The organism is Arthrobacter halodurans, assembly GCF_041877255.1.
GTDB lineage: Bacteria > Actinomycetota > Actinomycetes > Actinomycetales > Micrococcaceae > Arthrobacter_N > Arthrobacter_N halodurans.
Genome location: NZ_JBHDLJ010000003.1, coordinates 1 through 18,071, shown reverse-complemented (window position 1 = coordinate 18,071; position 18,071 = coordinate 1). Strand labels below are relative to the sequence as shown.

Genomic DNA, 18,071 nt, shown 5'->3' with positions numbered 1-18,071 from the left:
AGCGGCAGCATACGCCCCGGCACCGGCCGCCCATCGCGGTCAGCCATTGCGGTCAGCCATCGCGGTCCGCGACCAGGAGCAGGAAGATCTGTCCCCGGCTGGCGGCTCCGGCCAGCAGCGCCGCCTGACGGCGCGTGGCGGCGACGACGACCATGCCGGCCGGCCGTTCCGCTGACGGCCAGGCCGTCGCGTCGGCGCCCGCGGGCACCCAGAGGACCGGCACCGCCCGGGCCAGGACCGACGAGGCGACAGGCCGCTCGAATCCGTTGCCCTCGCTGAGCACGACGTCGACGAGTTGGCCGGGGGAGAGCAGCCCGACGGTTTCCGGGTCGCTCGGATGCAGCGGCACCGCCACCGTTCCCGGAGCGGTCCCGGTCAGCAGCCCGGGCCCGACGAGCGACGCGGAAGGCACGGGCGATCCCGCCGCCAGCGGCACGGCGAGCTGGGACCCGGCAACGTCGTCGGCGCGCGCGTGGACGTCGGGCGGAATCGCCGCCGTGGCCAGCTCCCGGACGGCGAGCGATCCGGCGTCGAGCACGGACCCCGCGGGCAGGTCGCGGGCGGCGACCACCACGGGGCGCGTCGGGACGTGGTCCGGGGCGACCACTGCCAGCCCCGCGGCCACCGAGAGCGCCGCGAAGCACGCGGCCAGCGGCCTGCGGTACCGTGCCTGCAGTTCGCGCCAGGACCTGCGGTGCCGCGTCTCCCGGTAGCCCGCGGCGCCGCGGGCATCGACGCGTCCCGGGCCGTCCCGCCCAGACCGACCGTTGCGTATCCCCATGGCACCAGTGAGCCAGAGGGAGACGGCGAAGCCGCCCGCAACCCGTGGATTGTGGACGGCCCCGTTCCGTGGCGGCGAAAGCGCCGCCTGTGGAGGGAAGGTCCCTAGGAGCCGGCTCCGGAGGTCGCCGGCGCCGGGGACTTCTGCGCCGCCGGGGACGCCGCGCCCTGCGGGGCGCCGCCGGCGGAGGCGCCGGCGCTTGCGGGGGAGGCCGACTCGGAGCCCGACGTCGATGCGGAGCCCGACGGGGCGGCCGCGGCGGCCGCCGATCCGCCGCCGCGCGAATCGGTGCGGTAGAAGCCGGAGCCCTTGAAGACCACGCCCACGCTGTTGAACTTCTTGCGCAGTCTTCCGGCGCACTCCGGGCAGGAGGTCAGCGAGTCGTCCGTGAACGACTGGACGATCTCGAACGAGTGCGTGCAATCCTTGCAGGCATAGACGTAGGTGGGCATGGCGTTCCTTCCGGAAGTTACGTGGCGGGGGACGGGCCGCCGCCCGTGCGGGCCAGCCGTGCTGGCACTCGCGACCCCTGAGTGCCAATTCTACATCACGCGGGTGGGCCGTCCCCGAGACGCCGGATGCCCGCGGCCGTCACCACGGCGTCGACCCGGCGGTCCAGCGCGTCGTGCTCGAAGGAGTCCGCGGGCAGCACCTCGTGGTCGAACACCAGGGACACCAGCTCCGGCCGCCGCTCCAGCGCGTCGAGCGAGGCGATGAAGCGATCGTAGTAGCCACCGCCCTGGCCCAGGCGGGCGCCCCGTTCGTCGACCGCCAGCGCCGGGACCAGCACCACGTCGACCTCCAGCATGCGCTCGGGCCCGTGCCGTTCCCCGACGGGCTCCTGGACCGGTGCCACCCTGGACCGGCTGGTCGGCACGCCGGGGTACCACTCGGACCAGCTGAGGCGTCGCCCGGGCTCGCAGATCGGAACCAGCACGCGGTATCCGGTGGCGTGCAGGAGGCCGAGCAGATGCCCCGTCGGGGGCTCGGCGCCGAAGGACAACACGGAGGCCACGGTGCGCCGCGGCGCGTTGTCCGCGAGCCACGGCAGCAGGTGCCGTTCCGCCGCGTCGACCTGGTCCTGGCGTGCGCTCGGCTCCATCGCTCGCCGCAACGCCCGCTGGCGGGCACGGGCCTCGTCCTTGGATAGCGTGTCCACGGTTCCATCCTAGGCGGGGGCGCGGCCCGGGCGTCATGCGCCCGGCTAAGCTTTCACCATGGCTTACGGCGCGCGGATGTGGCCGGTCACCCTGGAGAGCGGTGACCTGGTGCTGCGTCCGTTGCGCCAGCGGGACAAGGCGGAGTGGATGGCGCTCCGTCGCCGGAACGCCGACTGGCTGAAGGCGTGGGAGGCCACCCAGCCCGATCCTTCGGGTCCGCTGCCCAGCTACCGCTCGATGGTGTCCTCGCTCAACGCGCAGGCCCGGGCCGGCCAATCGATGCCGTGGGTCATCGCCATCCGCGAACCACGGGCGGCGCGGCCCGTGATGGCGGGCCAGCTGACGGTTTCCGGGATCCTCTGGGGCTCGGCCCTGACGGCCTCCCTGGGGTATTGGGTGGACCGCGAACAGGCCGGCCGGGGCCTGGCCCCCACCGCCGTCGCGCTGGCTACCGACCACTGCTTCGGCGCGCTGGGCCTGCACCGCATGGAGATCAACATCCGGCCGGAGAACGCGGCCAGCCTGCGCGTGGTGGAGAAGCTCGGCTTCCGGGACGAGGGACTGCGCCGCGCCTACCTCCACATCGACGGCCGCTGGGCGGACCACCGCACCTTCGCGTTGACGGCCGAGGAGGTCCCGGAGGGCCTCATGGCACGGTGGCGCGGGTCGCTATGACGGCCGGGACCGCGAAACGCCGCAGATCAACGGACACACCGCGGAGAATGCGGGGGTGTTGCCCCGCCTGCCAGTAGCGTCTGGTGTGTGGACGTCCATGTCGAGAGTTCCGTGGTCCTCGTGGCCATGGTCTGCGTCATGATCGCCTTCGTCATTCCCGGACTGTTGCGCTGGGGGCGCGACGCCACCCACCGCCCACGGTCCACGATCAGCGCCCGCCCACGGAGGAACACGATGGCCACTGCAGCACCCCCGGCAGCCGCCGGGCGAACCGCGCGCCTGCGCCTGCGCTACGGCCGTCTCGCCATCGCCGCGGTGGGGGCCCTGGCCGCCGTGACCGTCGTCGTCGGCGGAGTGCTGGCGCCCTTCGGCGTCGTTGCCGGCTCCGTCCCGGGCTTCGCCCTGGCCGCGCTCGCCGCCAGCTTCATCGGCCTGCGGAGCCTCGCCGTGCGTGAACGCCGACGCCGCTCGCTGGCGCGCATGGAGGCCGCGTTCGCCGAGGCGATGAGCGGACCGCCCGCCTCCGCGCAGCCGCGCAGGGCCAGCGAGCTCTTCGATGCCCAGACCGCGACGGCCGTGGATCCGTCCGCGGCGCTCACGGCGCAGGAAGCGCGGGCGGAGGCACGCCGCGCGGCCGCCGACGCCGTGCCCCGCCCGGTCGAGGTCCCGACGTGGGAGCCCGTTGACGTTCCCCGCCCCCTGTATGTCGACGCCGCGAAGGCGGAGCGTTCCGCCCCCGCACCGTTCCCGGCCGAGGAGCCCAAACGTCCCCACACCGTGACGAGCATCCTGCAGGACACCCGTATCCAGAACGCCCCGGCAGCCACGGACACGGGCATGGCCGCTCTTCCCCTGAACGCCATTTTGGGTGCGGCCACGGCCGAAGCACCCGCGCAGGGCCAGGAGCACGAGGGCCGGATCGACCTCGACGCCGTCCTGCAGCGCCGACGCGCCTGACTCCGCCGGTGTCCCAGCGGTCGCGTTGGCCCGAAGACCTCCAACTGGAGACCCTGGTGGCGCAGGCCGCGGAACTGGTGGGCGCGGCCACGGGTCACGACCTCGGCGGCAACTCCGAGGACCTCCGCCAGGTCCAGCTGCAGCACCGGCCCGGTGCGGGCGTCAGCGCGCTCTACCGGCTCCCGGCGATCGCCGGCGGCGGCTTCATCGGGCTCACCACGGAGACGTTGCCGGAGACCGAGGGCGTCGTCCGGATCGAGATCCCCGCCGACCAGGAACTCGCCGAGCCCGACGCCGGGGCGCTCACCGTCAGCGTCTGGCGCCACCCGCAGGATCCCCGGCTACCCGGACTGCGCCTGGCGACCATGGCCGACCGGGTCCAGCGCCAGTGGGGCGACGCCGACCGGCTCACCGGTCTGGAGACCATCACCTACCGCCCGCTCCGGCGCGCCGTGATCCGCGCGGAGTTCGCGACTCCCGCGCCCGTCGTGGCGAAGCGGCGGATCTACCTGAAGGTCATGCGCGCCGGACTCGCCGCGGACCTGCACGAGCGGCACCGCATGCTCTCGGCGGCGGGCCTGCCCGTGCCGACTCCGCTCGGAGATCCGGTGGAGGACATCGTCGCCCTGGCCGAGGTGCCGGGACTGCCGCTGTCCCGCCTGGTGCTGCGGGACGGCGCCGTCGGGGTGGACCCCGCCTCCCTCGTCGACCTGCTGGAGCGGATCCCGGCGAAGGCCCTGTCGTTGCCGCGCCGGCCCGCGTGGACGGACCGGATCGACCGGTACGCCTCGGCGGCCGCCATCGCGGTGCCGCTGCACGCGGACCGGATCCGCGCGCTCCGGGGGCGGATCTGGTCCGCGGTGGAGTCATCGGACCGGGGACCCGTGGTGCCGACCCACGGCGACTTCTACGAGGCGAACCTGCTGATGCTGGGACAGGACGTCTCCGGGCTGTTGGACGTCGACGCCGTGGGTCCCGGGCACCGCGTGGACGACCTCGGCTGCTTCCTGGGACACCTTGCCGTGCTGCCCGCCGTCGACCGCCGCTACCGTCGGATCCCGGAGGCCCTCGACCACTTCGGGAGCGCCTTCGAGGAAATCTGCGATCCCCGCGCGCTGTGGGCGCGGGCCGCCGGCGTCGCGGTGTCGCTCGTCGCCGGGGCGCGCACACCCGGCTCCACGTCGTGGGGGCGCGACGCCGAGGGCCGGCTGGCCGCGGCGGAGGCGCTGGCCGAGCGCGCCGGCTGACCACGCGGATGAGAGCCTTCTCATCCCCGTCTCCTTCCGCTCTCATCCGCGGACCCCACACTGGAGGGGAAGCGAACGGATGGCCCCCACCGGCGGGGCACTGGAGAAGGAGAACACCATGAAGAACCGCGCATTCTGGACCGTGACCGGCACCCTGGGAGTGGTGGCGATCGGCGCCGGCGTGGCCGTTGCGGACACGCCGCCCGCGCCGAGCGACGACGCCGCCACCACGACGTCGGTGCCCGCCACGCAGCCGGGTGTGGACGGAGCTCCCGCCACCACGACGGCGCCGGACCGCGGCCCGGGTGTAGGACCGTCTATCGTCAGGACCGAGGACTTCACGCAGCGCGGCGCCTCGGCGGCCTCGGCCGCGAGCCCGGTGTCGGCGGCGTCTTCCGCGTCGGCCGCGAGCCCGGTGTCGGCGGCGTCGCCCACGAGTCCGGCGTCCCCGAGCAGCGCGCCCAGCGCCCCATCCGCCGACTAGTCTCCGGGACGAGAGGCGTAGGGCGGGGTAGCGCCCGGCACGGCACGAAGGCGGGTCCCCCGGGGCCCGCCTTCCCGCGTTCCGTCCCCGGGCCCGGCCGTCCCCGGGCCCGGCCTTCGCGGGGCCCTCAGCCGTGGCGCCCGCGCGCGGCTAGCGGGAAACGGCCAACCGGTAGCCGATACCGCGGACCGTCTCGAAACGGTCCGCCCCGAGCTTGTTGCGCAGGTACCGCACATACACGTCCACCACGTTGGACGACGGATCGAAGTCGTAGCCCCACACGCGGGAGAGCAGCTGCTCGCGGCTGAGCACCTGGCCCGGGTTGCGCAGGAAGGCCTCGGCCAGCGCGAACTCGCGCGCCGAGAGGTCGACTGCCCGGCCCTCGACGGTCGCCCGGCGCCCCCGGAGGTCAAGGGCCAGTCCGTTGTGCTCCAAGCCGTTCAGATCGGCCCCGTTGGCATCCGGCTTCAGGCGCCGCCGCACGCGGGCCAGCAGCTCCTCGAAGCGGAAGGGCTTGGACATGTAGTCGTCCGCCCCGCTGTCGAGGCCGGCGACGGTGTCGTCCACGCTCGACCGCGCCGTCAGGATGATGACCGGAACGTCGTTGCGGGCGGCGCGTAGTTGGCGCAGGACCTCGAACCCGTCCACGTCCGGCAGGCCGAGGTCCAGCACCACCAGCTCGAAGTCGCCCGTGCGCGCCAGGTGCAGTCCCTCGGCTCCCGTTTCGGCGATCGCGGGCTGGAAGCCCGCCGCGCGCAGGCCCTTTGCGACGAATCCGCTGATGCGGTCCTCGTCCTCAATGATCAGGATCCGGCTCATGTCCGTCCTTGTCTTCGGGCGGGGGTGCGAAGCCCCGCAGCGGGAGGTGCAGGTAGAAGGTCGATCCCCGACCCGGCGCAGACTCCACGCGAACGTCGCCGCCGTGGGCGGCGGCGATGGCCCGCACGATGGTCAGGCCAAGGCCCGACCCCTCGGCCCGGCTGCCGTTGCTGCCCCGGGCGAACCGGTCGAAGATCTTCTGCCGGTCGTCGGGCAGGATGCCGACGCCCTCGTCGCGGACCCAGAGCAGCACGGCATCGCCCGCGAGCGAGGAGCCGACCGCGACCGTCGATCCGTCCGCCGAGAACTTGACGGCGTTTTGGCACAGCTGGAGCATGGCCTGCGTCACGCGGCGGAAGTCGAGCTCAACGGTCCCGTGGCCGCGCCCCTCGACGATCCACCGGCGGTCGCCGAGGGCGCGGGCCTTCTCGACGACGTCGTCGAGCAGGTGGTCCAGTTCGATCGGCCGCGGCACCACGAAGTCCGACCGGTCGGACTTCGCGAGGGTCACGAGGTCGTCCACCAGGAGGGTCATCCGGTCCAGTTCGTCCAGCGCTATGGCACGCGTCTGCGCCACGTCGGTGGGGTCGGAGCCATCCTGCAGCTCGAGGTTCCCCTGGATGATCGTGATCGGCGTGCGCAGCTCGTGCCCGACGTCGTCGAGCAGTTGGCGCTGTGAGCGCAGGGCCAGCTGCAAGCGGTCGAGCATGTGGTTGAACGTCCGCGAGAGGTCGGCCAGGTCGTCGGTGCCCGAGACCGCGAGGCGCTCGTCGAGGTCGTGCTCCGTGATGCTCTCCGCCGTCCGCCGCAGGTCGCGCAGCGGCTGCAGCAGGCGCGAGACGAGCACGCCGCCGAGCGCGCCGGCGAGGATGAGCGATCCGAGCCCGGCGGCGAAGAAGACCGCGTACGTCCGGTTCAGCTCCTGCAGGGCCGCGCGGCTGTCGAAGGCGAGGACGTAGAGCATCGGCCGTTCGTCGCCGGAGAGCTGGACCGGAACGACGACGAGCCGGTAGTCGGTGGTCGCGGTCGAGGCATTCTGCAGGACCACCCGTTCGGGCGGGCCCTGGGCGACCAGCTGGTCCACGAGTTCACGATCCGCCTCGAGCCGCAGCTCAACCGACTCCGGCGCCTGCCAGCGCACGCCGCGGCCTTCCAGCGCCATCAGTCCCTCGTGGGGCGCCGGGACCGTGCGTTGTATCGCCACGTAGACGAGGTCGGAGGCCCGGGTGAAGGGTTCGCCGGTTTCGGGCACGACGCCGTCCGTCGCGAGGACCCGGAACACGTCGACGGACCGGCGCAGCGATTCGTCCATGCGTTCGTTGGCCTGGCCGCGCTGCACGCCGTAGGACGTGATCCCGGCGACCAGCAGTGTCATCAACGCCAGCATGACCATGGAGACCAGGATGCGCGCGGCGACCGATCCGCGGCGCCGGAACCACCGCCCCCGCGGCGGGACGGACGAGGCGGCGCCGGTCCGCGGGGAACGAGGCCCGGAAGGGGCGTCGGGCGGGGGGCCGACGCCGGTGGTGCGCGGCGGCGACGCGGGGCGCGGCGGCACGGATACGGGACGGGACTGCTCGCCGAGGGACATCAGTCGTCGCCGTCCGATTCGTCGTCGTCGTCATCGTCGTCGTCATCGTCGTCGTCCCGGTCCCCTTCGACGGGGGGCGCGGGCCGGACGGGACCGGCGGAGCGGGTCGGGGGAGCCGGCTTGGTGGTGGTGGGCGGCGCGGGGGACGAGGTGGGTGCCGCGGAGCCCGAACCCTCGCCCGAAGGCGACGGGGTGGGCGACGGCGACTCGGAGGCCGCCGGTCCGGACGGCGACGGTTCGGGCGTGCCGGGCACGGGGTCGTTGTCGGAGGGGGCCTGCGTGCCCAGGCCGGGACCGAGGTCCACCGGCCGGGGATCGGACAGGGCGGCACCCAACATCGCGGCAACCGCCAGCAGGGTCGCCGCGACGGCCGCGGTGAGCAGTGGCTGGACCCGACGAGGAAGCATGCCGCCCATTAAACGGCCGCCAGATGAGACGAGCATGAGAATGCCGCCGCGGCCGCCGCCATGCTCAGCTCCCGGTGTCGTCGCCGGGGTGCCGGGCCGGGCCGCTGCCGGTGTCCCCGGCCGCGCCGCCGTCGTCCGGTGCCGCCCCTCCGCCGGCCTCCGGATCCGCGGGGCCGGCGCCCGGCGAGCCCGGGTCGTCCTCCTCCGCGTCGAGCAGCGCCTGGTCGGCGAGCTGCCGGGCCTCCCGTGCCTGCGCGGGGAGGCCGAGGCCGTCGAGCACCGCGGAGAGACCCAGCTGCGCGGCGTAGTAGTGCGCGACGCTGGTCCGGTGCTCCTCGGCGATCAGCCGGTACATGGGGACGGCCTCGCCGCCGCGGCCCGTCTCGGCGAGCACGTGGGCGGCGAACAGCTCGGCGTTCGCGCTGCCGTCGTCGTCCTCGGCCTCGCGGAACAGGTCCGCGGCCTCCAGCGCGGCGGCGACGGCCTCGGGCCCGTGCCCCAGGGCCCACAGGCTCCGGGCGCGGGTGTCGCGGAAGTCCGCGGAGTGCCACTCGGCGCCGTGGTCGTCGGCGAGTCTGATGGCCTCGTCGAGGTGGACGAGCCCGTCGGCGTCGCCGGACTCGCAGAGGGCGTGGCCCAAGGCGTGCAGGGCCTGGGGGAGGGCGGCCGGATCCGCCTCCGCGCCCCGGCGGGCCAGGGTCGCGGCCCGTTCGAAGTAGGGGAGCGCGTCGGTGGACCCCTCCTCGCGGGTCAGCAGCGTCCCGGCGGACAGCAGGGCGCGCGCGGCGTCCCCGGGCAGCCCCTCGCGCTCGAACAGGCCGGCCGCGCGGTCCCAGGCCGCCAGCGCCTCGTTCTCGCGCTCCTGGTGGCGCAGGCAGTGGCCCAGCGACATCAGTGTCCGGGCCTGGTCGGCCTCCTGGCCGGCCAGCTCGAGCGAGGAGGCGAGGCCCTCGAGCACCTCCTCGGCGAGCAGGAACTCCTCGGCCTCCAGCAGCTGGTTGCCCAGGGCGAGCAGGACCGCCCAGGTCTCGCCGAACTCGCCGCGTTCGGCCTGTTCGACCGCGATCCGCCACGCCGCGACGGCGGATTCCTGGTCCAGCGACTGGGAGGCGAGGTTCGCGACCAGTGCCGCGGCGGAGACGGCGCCGCGCCGCACGCCGGCGCCCGAGTAGAGCTCGAGGGCGCGCACGGCACACCCCTCGGCCTCGAGGGGGTGGTCGAGCGCCGAGTGCGAGGCGGCCTTGACCATCCAGACCGCGGCCTGCATGGCGCGGTTCACGGGCAGCGCGAGGAGCTCGTCGGCCTTGCGCAGGGCGTCCTGCGGCTGTCCGGCCTTCGCGTAGCCGTGCGCCAGATACAACAGCGCGCCGGCCTGGCTCTCGCTCCGCCCGCCGTCGCGGTAGGCCGCGGCGCAGGACTCGAGATCCTCCAGCGCGGACTCCTCGCCGGCCTCGTACCGGCACACGGCCAGCGGCAGGCGCACGTCGGCCAGCACCTCCTCGGGGGCGCCCGAGGCCGCGTGGGTGGCGAGGGCGGCCTCGAGGATCGCGGCCTCCTCCGGGCGCGGCTCCCGGAACAACAACGGTCCCAGGTGCTCCTCGAGGTCGGCCTGGTGGGCGCGGCCCAGTGCGCGCAGCAGCAGGACGCGGCGCCGCGCCGCCTCCGCGGCGGCGTCCTCCTCGCCGGACAGGTGCCGCACCGAGGCGACGACGCCCCACAGGGACAGGGCCGTGTCAGCGTCGGCCGCGGCTCCGGCGGGAACTTCGGAGCCCGCCACCTCGGCGGCGGGTTCCCCGGCGGCGGGCGCCGCGGTGGTGGGCCCGCCGCCGCCCAGCAGCGCCAGCCCCGACTCGGCCGCGCGCACCGCGCCGTCGTGGTCCTCCCCGTAGGCGCGCTCGTAGGCGAGCTCGAGCCATCCCCGCGCGTCGGCGGGGGAAGCCAGGGGGTTGGGCTGGGGTTCGGCCAGGATGCCGCGCAAACGCTCGGCGAGGGCAGACAATACGGGCGCCTCCTTGTTGGTCGCCGGGGACCGGTGAGCTTGTCCTCCAGCCTACTGCCTGCCCCCGTCAACTAGCTGTCGCAGGAGCGGCTGGGCGCGGTAGGGGATGTGCTCGCTGAGCGCCAGCGAGGTCTCGGTGCGGATGACGCCACGCATCCGCAGGATCGCGCGCAGGACGAGCTGCAGGTTGTGCGTGTCGCGCGCGGCCACCCGGCACCAGATGTCGCCCCGGCCGGAAATCTCGTGCACCTCCAGGACCTGTTCCTGGCGGCGGAGAGCCGCGATGACGGCGTCGAGTTCGCGGTGCGCGACCTCGATGGTGATGAAGGCGAGCACGTCGAAGCCCAGCGCGGCCAGGTCGACGTCGCGGCCGCCGTCGCGCAGCACCCCGGCACGGTCCAGTCGCCGCAGCCGGGATTGGACGGTGTTGCGGGCCACCCCCAGCGCTTCGGCCAGATCGCCGATCTGCGCGCGGGGGTGCGCCAGCAGCTCGAGCAGCAGCCGGATCTCCAGGTCGTCCACCGTGGCCATTTCGACTCCCTACGCGTCACATTCACGGGTCATTTTGATCACCGCGATCAATTCTGCCGCAATTCCTGGCTCATGGTCGTCAATGCGGCCGCACCATGGAGGAGTTCGCGTGCGCCACGACCCCGCGCACGGGCAAACCACCGGACCCGGAAGGCACCATGACCGTCATTAACGAGCTGCGGATGCGCGCCGCCGCCGATCCGGCCGGGCGCTCGGGATGGGACGCCTCCGTGCGGACCCGGCTGGTGCTCACGGGCACGGTCATGGCCCTGCTCCTGGTGGGCGCGAACCTCGCCACACCCCTCTACCCGCTGCTCCAGGAGCGGCTGCAGCTCGGCCCGTTCGCCGTCACCCTGGCCTTCTCGTCCTACGTGCTCGCGCTGATCGCCGGGCTGGTGCTCTACGGCCACTGGTCCGACCACATCGGGCGCCGGGCCGCGCTGGTGCTGGCCGTGTGCGTGGGCCTGGCGGGCGGACTCGTCTTCGCGTTCGCGCCGTCGCTGCCGGTCCTGATCGCTGGGCGGGCGCTGCAGGGGGCGGCGGTGGCGCTGGCCACGGGCGCCAGCAGCGCGGCACTGCGCGAACTGCTGCCGATGCACCCCGAGTGGGCCGGCCGCTTCACGCTGCTCGCCTCCGCCGGCGGGGTCGCGGCCGGCCCGGTGGCGGGCGGCCTGCTCAGTTCCCTGCCCTCGCCCACCACGACGCCGTTCCTCGTCCACGCCGTGCTGCTCGCCGCCGCGCTGATCCCGCTCTGGCTGCTGCGGGCACGCCCCGCGCTGTTCCCTGCCCCGGGACGGCAGGCGCAGCGCGCGCTGCGCCCGCGCCGGCTGGCGCTCTCGGCCGAGGCGCGGCCCCAGTTCTGGACGGCCGCCGTCGTCGGCTTCCTCAGCTTCTCGCTGTTCGGCTTCGGGCTGTCGCTGGCCCCCACGTATTTCGCCCAGCTGTTCGGCGTCGAATCCCGGGTGCTGACCGGGGCCCTGGCGGCCCTCACGCTCGCCGCGTCCGCGCTGAGCCAGCTGTTCGGCCGCGCGCACCGGCGCCTCCTGCCGGCCGCCCTGGCCCTCATGGCCGCCGGCGTGGCGCTGATCGCCGTCGCCGGGGAGCTGCGCAGCCTCCCGCTGCTGGTCGGCGCGAGCATCCTCGCGGGGCTCGCCCAGGGCGCGGCCTTCCGGAGCGCCTTCAACGACGTCGCCGCGAGCGTCCCAGCCGCGCAGCACGCGCAGGTCGTGAGCACGGTCTACGTGGTCACCTATCTGGGGAGCGCCGTGCCGGTGCTGGGGCTGGGTCTGCTCGCGTCCGGCGTCGGCCTACCCGCCGCGGTCACCTGGTTCGCCGCGGCCTGCGCCGCCGGCTGCCTGGCCGTCGCGGTCGCCGTCGTGGCGCGCCGCGGCCGGCGCGGTGGCCGGCGCGGTGCCCGGTGGGGCCGCGGGTACGCCGCCTAGCCCTCCAGCGGTCCGGACTGGCCCTTGACGTGGCTGAAGACCAGCGTGGTCTCCGTGTGCCCGACGGCCTCGTCGGTGGCCAGATGGTCCAGGACCCAGTCCCGCAGCGCCTCGGTGGACGCCACGGCGACGTGCAGCAGGTAGTCGGTCCCGCCGGAGACGTGGAACATCGACAGGACCTCCGGCAGCCGCGGCACCTTGCCCGTGAAGCGGTCGATCTCGTCCCGGTCGTGGACGCGGAGCTTGACCGCGATCAGTGCCTGCACGCTGCGCCCGATCGCCGGGAGCGAAAGCTCCGCGTGGTAGCCCTCGATCACCCCGCGCTCGACCAGCTGGCGCGTGCGCAGGAGGGCCGTCGACGGCGCGATCCCGGCGCGCTGGGCCAGCGCGGCATTGCTGATCCGCGCGTCGGCGAGCAGTTCGGCGATGATGCTGCGGTCCACGGCGTCGAGCGGGACGGGGGCGGCGGGGAGAGAGGCGGGCATGGGGATATTCCACCATAGGAAACACCGCGGCGGATCCACACGGCCGGGACCGGACAGTACGCTGGAGCCATGACCGACACCCACCGCGTCCCGGGCGCCGACTTCGACACGCGGTTGGCCGCGTACTGCGTCGTCGTGCGCGATGGACGGATCCTCCTGGCCCTGTGGGACATGCGCCGGGCGGCCCCCGAGTTCGCCCCGCGGTGGACGCTGCCCGGCGGCGGCGTGGACCTCGGCGAGTCCATCGAGGACGGCGCGGTGCGCGAGGTGGCGGAGGAAACCGGCTTCGAGGTCCGGCTGACGCGCCTGCTCGGCGTCGACTCCGGGCACATCCCGCCCGAGCTGCGGCTCAGCGAACCCGCCCGGCCTCTGCAGACCGTCGCCGTGACCTATGCCGCCGAGATCGTCGGCGGGGAGCTCGCGCACGAGGTCGACGGCACCACGTCGGAGGCCGCGTGGTTCGCGCTGGAGGACGTGGCACGGCTCGAGCGCACCACGCGGGTGGACCAGGCGATCTCGCTGTTCCACGGCGCACCGACGAAGGGAAGCACATGATCGAGTTCCGCGACATCGAAAAGCGGTACGACGACTCCGAGCCCGCGGTCAGCGGGCTCAACCTGCGGATCCCGGACGGCCGCATCACCGTGTTCGTCGGACCCTCGGGATGCGGCAAGACCACGTCGCTGCGCATGATCAACCGCATGGTCGACCCCACGTCCGGCACGATCGAGGTCGACGGCCGCGACGTGTCGCGCGTGCCGCCGCACGAATTGCGGCGCTCGATGGGCTACGTCATGCAGCAGGGGGGCCTGCTCCCGCACCGGACCGTCGCCGACAACGTCGCGACCGTGCCGCGGCTCCTCGGCGCCGGCAAGGCGGAGGCGCGCGGGCGCGCGGCCGGGCTGCTGGAGCGCGTCGGGCTGGACCCCGCGCTCGCCGGCCGCTATCCCGCGCAGCTTTCCGGCGGGCAGCAGCAGCGCGTCGGCGTGGCCCGGGCGCTCGCCGCCGACCCGCCGATCCTGCTCATGGACGAGCCGTTCAGCGCCGTCGACCCGGTGGTGCGTTCCGAACTCCAGCGCGAGCTGCTGCGGCTGCAGGACGAGCTGTCCAAGACGATCGTCTTCGTCACGCACGACATCGACGAGGCGGTGCTGCTGGGGGACCAGGTCGCGGTCTTCGGCGCGGGCGGCGTGCTGCATCAGTTCTCGCCGCCCGCCGAGCTGCTGTCCGCACCGGCGAACGACTTCGTCGCCCGCTTCGTGGGGCGCGACCGCGGATTCCGCGCCCTCTCCTTCCAGCCGGCGTCGCGGATCGCGCTGCGCCCGACGTCCGCGTACGACGCCGCGGCGCTCGCCTCCGCGCCGCGCTTCGCCTCCGACGGATCGCTCCGGGCGGCGCTGGACGCGGTCCTGGCGTCCCCGGACGGAGTCGCCGTCGCCACCGGCCCCGGCGGGCACGACGTCGGGACCGCGGACGCCACGGACGTGATGGCCGCGCTGGCCGCCGTGCGCGGGGAGGACGGGGCCGGCCGCGTGGGCCCGGTCCCCGCGCCGGACGGGGATCCCGGATCGGACGGGGATCCCGGATCGGACGGGGATCCCGGATCGGCCGCGGCTGAGGCGTCCGTGGGCGGCCCGGCCGGCCGGCGGGCACCGGGCGGGGGCGTGGCCGATGGAGTGGCTTAGCCGGAACTGGGACCGGGTGCTGGAGCTCTCCGGCGCCCACCTGTACCAGTCCGTGGTGCCGCTGGTCCTGGCGACGCTGATCTCGATCCCGCTGGCCCGCGCGGTGCGCTCCAACGGGAGCCGGCGCCGCGTGGCGCTCCGCGGGGCCGTCACCCAGGCCAGCGCCCTGCTCTACACGATCCCGTCGCTGGCGCTGTTCGTGGTGCTGCCGGTGATCCTCGGGACCCAGATCCTGGACCCGGTCAACGTGATCGTCGCCCTGACCATCTACGCCGTGGCGCTGTTGGTGCGCAGCGCCGCCGACGCCCTGGAGTCCGTGGACCCCGACGTCCTCCGGGCCGCCGACGCCATGGGCTACCGCCCGCTGCGCCGCTTCTTCGCCGTCGACCTTCCGTTGTCCCTGCCGGTCCTGTTCCCGGCCCTGCGCGTCGTCTCGGTCAGCAACATCTCCCTGGTGAGCGTCGGCGCGCTGATCGGGATCGAGAACCTCGGAACGCTCTTCATGGACGGGTTGCGCCGCAACTTCCCGTTCCAGATCCTCGTCGGCATCGCCGCGACCCTGGTGCTCGCGCTGGTGATGGACCTGGCCCTCGTCGCTCTGCAGCGGCTGACCACGCCGTGGGTCCGCGCCGGGCGCGCGGGCAGCGGCGGCCGCGGACGCGCCCGACGCGGCGGCGTGGGCGGCGCGGGCGGGGCCGGCGCGGGACCGTCCGTCCCGGCCGGCCAGGCGCTCGCCGCAGGGGCGGGTTCGGCGCCCGTCTCCGCGCCCGTTTCCGGGACCCCTGCCGGCGCCCGCCCGGACGGGGGCGCGCGATGAGGCCGCTCGCGGTGCCCGCCGGGGCGGTCGACCAGCTGGGGGAGTGGCTGTCGCGCCCGGAGACGCTGTCCGGACCGGGCAGCATCGGGGTCCGCGTCGCCGAGCATCTGGCCTACGCCGGCCTCGCGCTGTCCCTCGCGCTGGCGATCGCGCTGCCGATCGGCCTGTACGTGGGCCACACCGGGAGGGGGCGGGTCGGCGTCGTCGCCGCGGCGGGCATGCTGCGCGCGCTGCCGACCCTGGGCATGGTCACGCTCTTCATCCTCGTTTCCGGCACCCTGGGGATCATGCCGCCCATATGGGCCCTGGTCCTCCTCGCGGTGCCGCCCCTGCTCGCCGGGACGGCCGCGGGCATCGGGGCCGTGGCGCCGCAGGTCGTCGACGGAGCGCGGGCCATGGGCATGACCGAGTGGCAGGTGTTGTTCCGCGTGGAGGTGCCCAACGCCCTGCCCGTGCTCATGGGTGCGGTGCGGCTGGCCGTGCTCCAGGTGATCGCCACGGTCGCCGTCGTCGCGGTCATCAACCTGGGCGGTCTGGGGCGCTACCTCATGGACGGGATCGCGGTCCGCGACTACGGGCAGGTCCTGGGGGGTGCCGTGGTGATCGCCGCGTTGGCTATTGTGGTGGATGCGGTGCTGGCTACGGTCCAGAAGCTCGCCGTCTCGCCCGGCTTGGCCACCCCCTCAGGAGGAAAACCATGAACCACTCGATCGCCGCCGCGCCCCGCCCGCGCCGCCGCGCCCTCGTCGGCGCCGCGGCGGGCATCGCGCTCGCCCTGTCCCTGTCCGCCTGCGGCGGCGGGGGCGACCCGCTCGCCGACGACTCCGCGGAGGCCTCCGGCGGCGTCGACCGCCCGCTCGTCATCGGCTCGGCCGACTTCCCGGAGAGCCAGATCATCGCGGAGATCTACGCCGGCGCGCTCACGGCCAAGGGCATCGAGGCCAGCACGACCCCCGGCATCGGGGCGCGCGAGGCGTACGTCGGAGCGGTCGAGGACGGCTCCGCCGACGTCGTGCCGGACTACTCCGGCAACCTGCTGCTCTTCTTCGACGAGGACGCCACCGCCGTGTCCGCCGCCGACATCGCCGCGGCGCTGGCCGAGGCCACCCCCGAGGGCCTCGGCGTCCTGGAACCGTCCGAGGCCGAGAACAAGGACGCCCTCGTGGTCACCGCCGCCACGGCGACCGAGTACTCGCTGACGAGCATCGAGGACCTCGCCAAGGTCTGCGACCAGCTCGTCCTCGGCGCGCCGCCGGAGTTCAAGACCCGCGCCTACGGGCTGCCCGGGCTCGAGTCCACGTACTCCTGCACGCCGAAGTCCTTCGAGCCGATCGCCGACGGCGGCGGCCCGCTGACGATCCAGGCCCTGATCAGCGACCAGGTCCAGGTCGCGGACATCTTCACCACGACCCCCGCGATCATCGACAACGGGCTCGTGGTCCTGGAGGACCCGAAGAACAACTTCATCGCCCAGCAGGTCCTCCCGCTGATCAACACCGGGGCCGTTGGGCAGGATGCGGCCGACGTGCTCAACGAGGTCTCGGCCCAGCTGACCACCGAGGACCTGATCGAGCTGAACCGGGCGGTCTCCGGCGACGCGAAGCTGGAGCCGGCGGACGCGGCGGCCGAATGGCTCACCGAGAAGGGCCTCGCCGAGTAGGCGGAACGCTCCGCCGCCCGCCGGGTCCGGGGGCGCCGCCGCCACGCCCACGGGCGCGGCGGCGGCGCCCCTCTTTGCGTGGCGCGTCGCCGGTGAGCCCGGCCCGCCTGTGAGAAGCTAGGGAAATGCCGCACTTCAAGCAGTCGACCAAGCTCCACAACGTCCTCTACGACATCCGTGGACCGCTGCTCGAGCACGCCCAGCGCATGGAGGCCGAGGGCCACCGGATCCTGAAGCTGAACATCGGCAACCCCGCGCCGTTCGGCTTCGAGGCGCCCGACGCCATCCTCGTGGACATCATCCGCAACCTGCCCAATGCCCAGGGCTACAGCGACTCCCGCGGCATCTTTTCGGCGCGCACCGCGGTCTCGCAGTACTACCAGACGCGCGGGATCCAGACCATCGGCGTCGACGACATCTACCTCGGCAACGGCGTGTCCGAACTCATCACGCTCAGTCTCAACGCGCTGCTCAACAACGGGGACGAGATCCTGATCCCGGCGCCGGACTACCCGCTGTGGACGGCGTCCGTGTCCCTGGCCGGGGGTACGCCGGTGCACTACCTCAACGTGGAGGAGGAGGGGTGGCTCCCGGACCTGGAGGACATGGCCGCGAAGATCACCCCGCGCACCAAGGGGCTGGTCATCATCAATCCCAACAACCCGACGGGCGCGGTCTACCCCCGGCACATCCTGGAGGGCATGCTGGAGCTGGCGCGCAAGCACCACCTGGTGGTCTTCTCCGACGAGATCTACGAGAAGATCCTGTACGACGACGCCGTCCACTTCAACACGGCGTCCCTCGCTGACGACGTCCTGATCCTGACGTTCAGCGGGCTGTCCAAGGCGTACCGTGTCTGCGGCTTCCGCGCCGGCTGGATGGCGATCTCGGGACCGAAGCACCTCGCCTCCGACTACATCGAGGGGATCAACCTCCTGACGAACATGCGCCTGTGCGCCAACGTGCCCGCGCAGCACGCCATCCAGACCGCCCTCGGCGGCTACCAGTCGATCGACGATCTGATCCTGCCCGGCGGCCGGCTCAAGGAACAGCGCGACGCCGCCTTCCGCCTGCTCAACGAGATCCCCGGTGTCTCCGTGCAGCAGGCCAAGGGCGCCCTGTACCTGTTCCCCCGCCTCGACCCCGAGGTCTACCACATCCGCGACGACGAGCAGTTCGCGCTGGACCTGCTCAAGCAGCAGAAGATGCTCATCTCCCACGGGCGGGCCTTCAACTGGATCGCGCCGGACCACTTCCGCCTGGTGACGCTTCCGGCCGTCCGGGACATCGAGGACGCGGTGGGCCGCATCGCGGAGTATCTGGAGGATATC

The 18,071-nt window shown here is 73.7% G+C and carries 20 protein-coding genes; 11 read left to right on the top strand and 9 right to left on the bottom strand.

Going from position 1 to position 18,071, the window contains the following annotated elements; translation table 11 throughout:
• Nucleotides 1–52: 52 nt before the first annotated feature.
• The 3 genes from cpaB to ACETWP_RS04635 form a co-directional block, all read right to left on the bottom strand.
• Complete coding sequence (cpaB, locus tag ACETWP_RS04645; protein ID WP_373971047.1) at nucleotides 53–781, bottom strand: Flp pilus assembly protein CpaB; 729 nt, start codon at nucleotides 779–781, stop codon at nucleotides 53–55.
• Nucleotides 782–885: 104 nt separating this feature from the next.
• Nucleotides 886–1,233 (bottom strand): FmdB family zinc ribbon protein, encoded by a 348-nt coding sequence (locus ACETWP_RS04640; RefSeq protein WP_373971046.1) that lies wholly within the window; start codon nucleotides 1,231–1,233, stop codon nucleotides 886–888.
• Nucleotides 1,234–1,328: 95 nt separating this feature from the next.
• A complete protein-coding gene (locus tag ACETWP_RS04635; RefSeq protein ID WP_373971045.1) occupies nucleotides 1,329–1,940 on the bottom strand; it encodes a 5-formyltetrahydrofolate cyclo-ligase in 612 nt (203 codons plus the stop codon).
• 58 nt (nucleotides 1,941–1,998) lie between these two features.
• Between ACETWP_RS04635 and ACETWP_RS04630 the strand changes: the two genes are divergently transcribed.
• The 4 genes from ACETWP_RS04630 (at nucleotide 1,999) to ACETWP_RS04615 (ending at nucleotide 5,304) form a co-directional block, all read left to right on the top strand.
• Nucleotides 1,999–2,616 (top strand): GNAT family N-acetyltransferase, encoded by a 618-nt coding sequence (locus tag ACETWP_RS04630; protein ID WP_373971044.1) that lies wholly within the window; start codon nucleotides 1,999–2,001, stop codon nucleotides 2,614–2,616.
• A gap of 87 nt (nucleotides 2,617–2,703) precedes the next feature.
• On the top strand, nucleotides 2,704–3,573 hold the full coding sequence (locus ACETWP_RS04625) for a hypothetical protein (protein WP_373971043.1): 870 nt from the start codon (nucleotides 2,704–2,706) through the stop codon (nucleotides 3,571–3,573).
• Between the two features lie 8 nt (nucleotides 3,574–3,581).
• On the top strand, nucleotides 3,582–4,820 hold the full coding sequence (locus tag ACETWP_RS04620; RefSeq protein ID WP_373971042.1) for an aminoglycoside phosphotransferase family protein: 1,239 nt from the start codon (nucleotides 3,582–3,584) through the stop codon (nucleotides 4,818–4,820).
• A 118-nt stretch (nucleotides 4,821–4,938) separates the two neighbouring features.
• Nucleotides 4,939–5,304, top strand: coding sequence for a hypothetical protein (locus tag ACETWP_RS04615; protein ID WP_373971041.1), 366 nt, complete (start codon nucleotides 4,939–4,941; stop codon nucleotides 5,302–5,304).
• A 150-nt stretch (nucleotides 5,305–5,454) separates the two neighbouring features.
• Here the strand turns inward: ACETWP_RS04615 and ACETWP_RS04610 are convergent, their stop codons facing one another.
• From ACETWP_RS04610 to ACETWP_RS04590, 5 genes are all read right to left on the bottom strand, one after another.
• Nucleotides 5,455–6,123: a response regulator transcription factor gene (locus ACETWP_RS04610; protein WP_373971040.1), complete on the bottom strand. Its 669-nt coding sequence runs from the start codon at nucleotides 6,121–6,123 to the stop codon at nucleotides 5,455–5,457.
• A complete protein-coding gene (locus tag ACETWP_RS04605) occupies nucleotides 6,101–7,714 on the bottom strand; it encodes a sensor histidine kinase (RefSeq protein WP_373971039.1) in 1,614 nt (537 codons plus the stop codon). Before ACETWP_RS04605 ends, ACETWP_RS04610 begins: the two co-directional genes overlap by 23 nt.
• Nucleotides 7,714–8,121, bottom strand: coding sequence for a hypothetical protein (locus ACETWP_RS04600; protein ID WP_373971038.1), 408 nt, complete (start codon nucleotides 8,119–8,121; stop codon nucleotides 7,714–7,716). Before ACETWP_RS04600 ends, ACETWP_RS04605 begins: the two co-directional genes overlap by 1 nt.
• Before the next feature lie 64 nt (nucleotides 8,122–8,185).
• Nucleotides 8,186–10,120 (bottom strand): tetratricopeptide repeat protein, encoded by a 1,935-nt coding sequence (locus ACETWP_RS04595; protein ID WP_373971037.1) that lies wholly within the window; start codon nucleotides 10,118–10,120, stop codon nucleotides 8,186–8,188.
• Between the two features lie 51 nt (nucleotides 10,121–10,171).
• A complete protein-coding gene (locus tag ACETWP_RS04590; RefSeq protein WP_373971036.1) occupies nucleotides 10,172–10,651 on the bottom strand; it encodes an Lrp/AsnC family transcriptional regulator in 480 nt (159 codons plus the stop codon).
• A 158-nt stretch (nucleotides 10,652–10,809) separates the two neighbouring features.
• Between ACETWP_RS04590 and ACETWP_RS04585 the strand changes: the two genes are divergently transcribed.
• On the top strand, nucleotides 10,810–12,093 hold the full coding sequence (locus tag ACETWP_RS04585) for an MFS transporter (protein ID WP_373971035.1): 1,284 nt from the start codon (nucleotides 10,810–10,812) through the stop codon (nucleotides 12,091–12,093).
• Here ACETWP_RS04585 and ACETWP_RS04580 read toward each other — a convergent pair.
• Entirely contained in the window at nucleotides 12,090–12,578 is a 489-nt protein-coding gene (locus tag ACETWP_RS04580) for an Lrp/AsnC family transcriptional regulator (protein WP_373971034.1), read from the bottom strand. The genes ACETWP_RS04585 and ACETWP_RS04580 overlap by 4 nt on opposite strands.
• A gap of 69 nt (nucleotides 12,579–12,647) precedes the next feature.
• On the opposite strand from ACETWP_RS04580, the gene ACETWP_RS04575 reads away from it, so the two are divergent.
• The 6 genes from ACETWP_RS04575 to ACETWP_RS04550 form a co-directional block, all read left to right on the top strand.
• Complete coding sequence (locus tag ACETWP_RS04575; RefSeq protein WP_373971033.1) at nucleotides 12,648–13,133, top strand: NUDIX hydrolase; 486 nt, start codon at nucleotides 12,648–12,650, stop codon at nucleotides 13,131–13,133.
• On the top strand, nucleotides 13,130–14,263 hold the full coding sequence (locus tag ACETWP_RS04570; RefSeq protein ID WP_373971032.1) for an ABC transporter ATP-binding protein: 1,134 nt from the start codon (nucleotides 13,130–13,132) through the stop codon (nucleotides 14,261–14,263). Before ACETWP_RS04575 ends, ACETWP_RS04570 begins: the two co-directional genes overlap by 4 nt.
• Nucleotides 14,250–15,080: an ABC transporter permease gene (locus ACETWP_RS04565; protein WP_373971031.1), complete on the top strand. Its 831-nt coding sequence runs from the start codon at nucleotides 14,250–14,252 to the stop codon at nucleotides 15,078–15,080. Before ACETWP_RS04570 ends, ACETWP_RS04565 begins: the two co-directional genes overlap by 14 nt.
• Complete coding sequence (locus ACETWP_RS04560) at nucleotides 15,077–15,781, top strand: ABC transporter permease (RefSeq protein ID WP_373971030.1); 705 nt, start codon at nucleotides 15,077–15,079, stop codon at nucleotides 15,779–15,781. The genes ACETWP_RS04565 and ACETWP_RS04560 overlap by 4 nt, the downstream gene beginning before the upstream one ends.
• Entirely contained in the window at nucleotides 15,778–16,740 is a 963-nt protein-coding gene (locus ACETWP_RS04555) for an ABC transporter substrate-binding protein (RefSeq protein ID WP_373971029.1), read from the top strand. The genes ACETWP_RS04560 and ACETWP_RS04555 overlap by 4 nt, the downstream gene beginning before the upstream one ends.
• A 125-nt stretch (nucleotides 16,741–16,865) precedes the next feature.
• A partial coding sequence (locus ACETWP_RS04550) for a pyridoxal phosphate-dependent aminotransferase (RefSeq protein ID WP_373971028.1) occupies nucleotides 16,866–18,071 on the top strand: 1,206 nt, incomplete at its 3' end.